Annotated in this window: 4 protein-coding genes and 1 pseudogene; all 5 read right to left on the reverse strand. The window is 38.8% G+C overall.

The features are described 5' to 3' along the window. Positions 1 to 266, reverse strand: a pseudogene (locus tag ABZC96_RS09010) (hypothetical protein); the annotation flags it as partial. Positions 267 to 296: 30 nt separating this feature from the next. After that, positions 297 to 812 carry an S-ribosylhomocysteine lyase gene (gene luxS / locus ABZC96_RS09015; RefSeq protein WP_373030585.1) on the reverse strand — a complete coding sequence of 172 codons (516 nt, stop codon included), beginning with the start codon at positions 810 to 812 and terminating at the stop codon, positions 297 to 299. 111 nt (positions 813 to 923) lie between these two features. Beyond that, complete coding sequence (locus tag ABZC96_RS09020; RefSeq protein WP_373030586.1) at positions 924 to 1,556, reverse strand: HAD family hydrolase; 633 nt, start codon at positions 1,554 to 1,556, stop codon at positions 924 to 926. Beyond that, positions 1,540 to 3,162, reverse strand: a complete 1,623-nt coding sequence (locus tag ABZC96_RS09025; protein ID WP_373030588.1) for an ABC transporter ATP-binding protein — start codon at positions 3,160 to 3,162, stop codon at positions 1,540 to 1,542. The genes ABZC96_RS09020 and ABZC96_RS09025 overlap by 17 nt, the downstream gene beginning before the upstream one ends. Further along, positions 3,159 to 3,756 (reverse strand): ABC transporter permease (locus ABZC96_RS09030; RefSeq protein ID WP_373030590.1); only part of this gene is annotated, 598 nt, incomplete at its 5' end. The genes ABZC96_RS09030 and ABZC96_RS09025, both read right to left, overlap by 4 nt.

Raw genomic sequence — 3,756 nt, forward strand, 5'->3', positions numbered from 1 at the left:
ACTTTTGTCTTTAATCCCAGTGTTTTAATATAATAAAGTGTAGCAAATGTATTGTAGCCCAATCCAAAACAGATATCTAAAATAGTCAAAGTTGTTTTTTCTTTACTTAAAGCCAAAGCCGGCTTTACATGTTTCTCCAAGGACTCATGAAGCGCACCATCTTTGGTAGAGTGATAAGGTTCATCAAACTCAACAGAAAAAAGCGTATTGGTACCATCTTCGCAAAGTACCAGTTTTTTTTGTTTTCTTAACGATTCGTCATACATCAAGAGTGTCTACAAGCATAAGTATATACACTATTTATTTGCTTCTTTGAGTTGTTTTTTTGTCATTTTTAGTTTTTTGTTGTTCATCACACCTATACCTCTATCTAAAATATTATGTGCGATCAATTGTGCTTCGTCCAACGAGTGCATCTTGTAAGTACCACATTGATAGACATTGAGTTCCGGAATATCTTTTTTACTCTTCACCGCTAGTACATCTTTCATAGACTCTTTCCATGCTTTGGCTACCTCTTTTGCTTTTGGTGATCCAAGAAGTGACATATAAAAGCCTGTACGACATCCCATAGGAGAGATATCTATGATCTCTACATCTTTGCTGTTCAAATGATCTCTCATAAAACCTGCAAAAAGGTGTTCTAGTGTATGAATACCTTTTTGTGATAATGTTTCTTCATTAGGTACACAAAAACGCAGATCAAATACTGTAATGTCATCACCACTTGGACTACTCATCTTTTTAGCAACACGTACCGCTGGGGCGATCATTTTTGTATGGTCCACTGTAAAACTGTCTAATAATGGCATAGGCTTCCTTCAAACTATTTTTTTGATTATAGCGAGATTTACTAATAGAACTAAACTATATGAAGATTTTAAATATCTATGGTGTTAAATATAGGATTTTTTAACTTTGATTTATAGTTGAGTGATAAACTTTACAGCCTCAAGTGCAGTCTTAGATACATTGTCAGTATGTTCTGATAGCAAAGCTTCATCTGCATATCCGCATGTCACCGCAACACTATTTATGTTCGCTGCTTTAGCAGCCAATATATCCATTGGTGTATCACCTATCATCCAATACTTACTTTTATTACTTGGTAATTTTGATAACGCTTTGAAAATAGGTTCCGGGTGAGGTTTTGGATTTTCCACATCCTCTCTACCCACCAATACATCAAAATAGGTCATCAATCCCATATGCTCTAAAAGTTCTATGGAATATTTGGCCGTCTTGGTTGTCACCACGCCTAAAACAGCATGTTTGCTTGCAAGTTCCACCGCTTCTCTCGCTTCAGGAAGTAATACGGTCTTTGCGCATGAGATCTTTCTATAATGCATCTTATATGCTTGTACATGGGCATCTACATGAGCCTCTTCTACACCAAGTGTTGCAAACATGACATCTAAAGGATGTCCAATCTCTTTTTTAATACGTTCATCATCCGGTACAGGTGTATCAAACGTTTCAAAGGCTACTCCAAAACTTTCCAGTATCGCTTCTGTTGAATCTATAAGTGTTCCGTCTAAATCAAATAGTATTATCATCTTCTCTTTCTTTATGCATTAATTTTGGTGCTGAAGCAAGTAATTTTTGTGTGTAAGGATGCTGAGGATCTTCCATAACATCTTCTACCAAACCTTGTTCAACTATCTTACCCTCTTTCATCACAGCCACCTCATCTGCTATCATAGGGATAATAGATAGATCATGTGTGATAAACAAATACGAGACTCCTGATTCTTTTTGCAGTCTGGTAAGTAAGGCTAAGACCTGTGTCCGTACAGAGACATCAAGTGCTGAGGTAGGTTCATCACAAATAATCAGTTCAGGTTCTACAGCCAATGCTCTTGCGATACCTATACGTTGACGTTGTCCTCCTGAAAACTCATGTGGATAACGATGCATGTGGGTAGCTTCCAAATCCACTTTTAAAAGAAGTGCCTCAATATACTGATCCTGTTCTGTTCTACTTTTTGGTCCCACATCCAAACTTATCATACCTTCTCTAATGATATTGGCTATAGTCATTCGAGGATTTAGCGCAGAGAAAGGATCTTGAAACACTACTTGGATCTTACGTCTGTAAGGACTTAAAGCTTTTTTATCTAGCCCAACCAGATTTTGTTTCTGAAAGCGCACCTGTCCCTCTGTCTCATCCAGTAGAGAGAGTATTGCTTGACCTATGGTACTTTTACCGCTTCCTGATTCTCCAACCAATGCCAGTGTCTTTCCCTTTGCAATAGAAAATGTTACATCATCTACCGCCTTGACATACCCTGTTGTTCTTTGAAAAAAACCTTTTTTGATGGGGAAATGTACTTTTAACTCTCGTACTTCAATTAAAGGATCATATACTTTTTCTACTTTGTTGTATGCTTTGGTAGACCTGGCATCTGCCAACAAGCGCTGCGTATAAGAATGTTGTGGATGCGTAAAAAAATCTTTACACACTGCTTGCTCAACTATCTCTCCCTTTTTCATGACTGCAACCCTGTCAGCCATTTCTGAAACTACAGCCATATCATGAGTGATGAACAAAATAGAGAGATCCCTGTGCTTACATATCTTTTTTAATAACCCAAGTACTTGTGCCTGTATCGTAACATCTAACGCCGTTGTAGGCTCATCCGCTATAAGCAGGTCAGGTTCACAGGCAAGTGCAATAGCTATCATCACTCTTTGTTTTTGTCCACCAGAGAGTTGATGCGGATACCAATGGTAACGTTCTTCAGGATCTTTTAATGCAACTTCCCTAAATAATGAGAGTACCTTCTCTTTGATCTGCTCTTTTTTGAGCCCCAAATGCAGCTTTAGTACTTCTGCAACTTGCGAACCTACTGTCATAACCGGGTTCAACGCGGACATAGGTTCCTGAAAGATCATCGCTATAGATTTACCTCGTACTTTTTGCATCTGTGATTCTGGAAGATTAAACAATGCTCTATCTTTTAAATGAATCTCTCCTGAACGCACAACTATGGCTTCAGGTAGCAGTCGCATGATAGCTAATGAGGTTAAAGACTTACCAGACCCAGACTCCCCGACTAAAGCAAAGATCTCTCCATGTTGAATGTCAAAACTGATACGATCCAATAATATTTCACTCCCTACACTCAACGAAAGATTTTTAATGGTTAAGATACTGCTCATACTTTATTCCTAGGGTCCAGTACCGTTTGAATACGGTCAGAAAATAAATTGGCAGCCAAAACCAAAATAAACATGAATACAAATGCCGAAAAGAGTGACCACCACACCATTGGTTCTCTCGCCATCTCCAGTCGAGCCTGATTTATCATATTTCCCCATGAGTGCATCGTTGGGTCGACCCCTACACCTACATATGAAAGTACAGCTTCAGCCAGTACCAAGCCAGAAAAGTCCAACACCACAGAAATAAGAATGATATGCATGAGATTTGGAACAATGTGACGACGAATAATAGTAAACTTGCTCACACCAAATGCTTTGGCTGCGGTTACAAACTCCATTTGAGAGATTTTAAGCGTCTCAGCTCTAAGCAGTCTACATAAACTTGTCCATGAAGTGATCCCAAGGATCAAAATAAGAAATAACAAACGCAGATCAGAACGTTCAAGGGTAGTTTCAAACCATGTTGGATTGTTATTCATCATCACCTGCATAGAGAGTACCCCCGCTGCAATCAGCAATACACCTGGGATCGAAGAAAGCGTTGTATAGAGATACTGGATCACATCATCTACCCAACCGCCAAACAACCCC

It is taken from the genome of Sulfurovum sp. (genome assembly GCF_041551015.1).
Taxonomy (GTDB): Bacteria; Campylobacterota; Campylobacteria; order Campylobacterales; family Sulfurovaceae; genus Sulfurovum.

Excerpts from the sequence above, each read along its gene's own strand:
- luxS (WP_373030585.1), bottom strand. The coding sequence starts at position 812 with ATGCCATTATTAGACAGTTTTACAGTGGACCATACAAAAATGATCGCC.
- ABZC96_RS09020 (WP_373030586.1), bottom strand. The coding sequence starts at position 1,556 with ATGATAATACTATTTGATTTAGACGGAACACTTATAGATTCAACAGAA.
- ABZC96_RS09025 (WP_373030588.1), bottom strand. The coding sequence starts at position 3,162 with ATGAGCAGTATCTTAACCATTAAAAATCTTTCGTTGAGTGTAGGGAGT.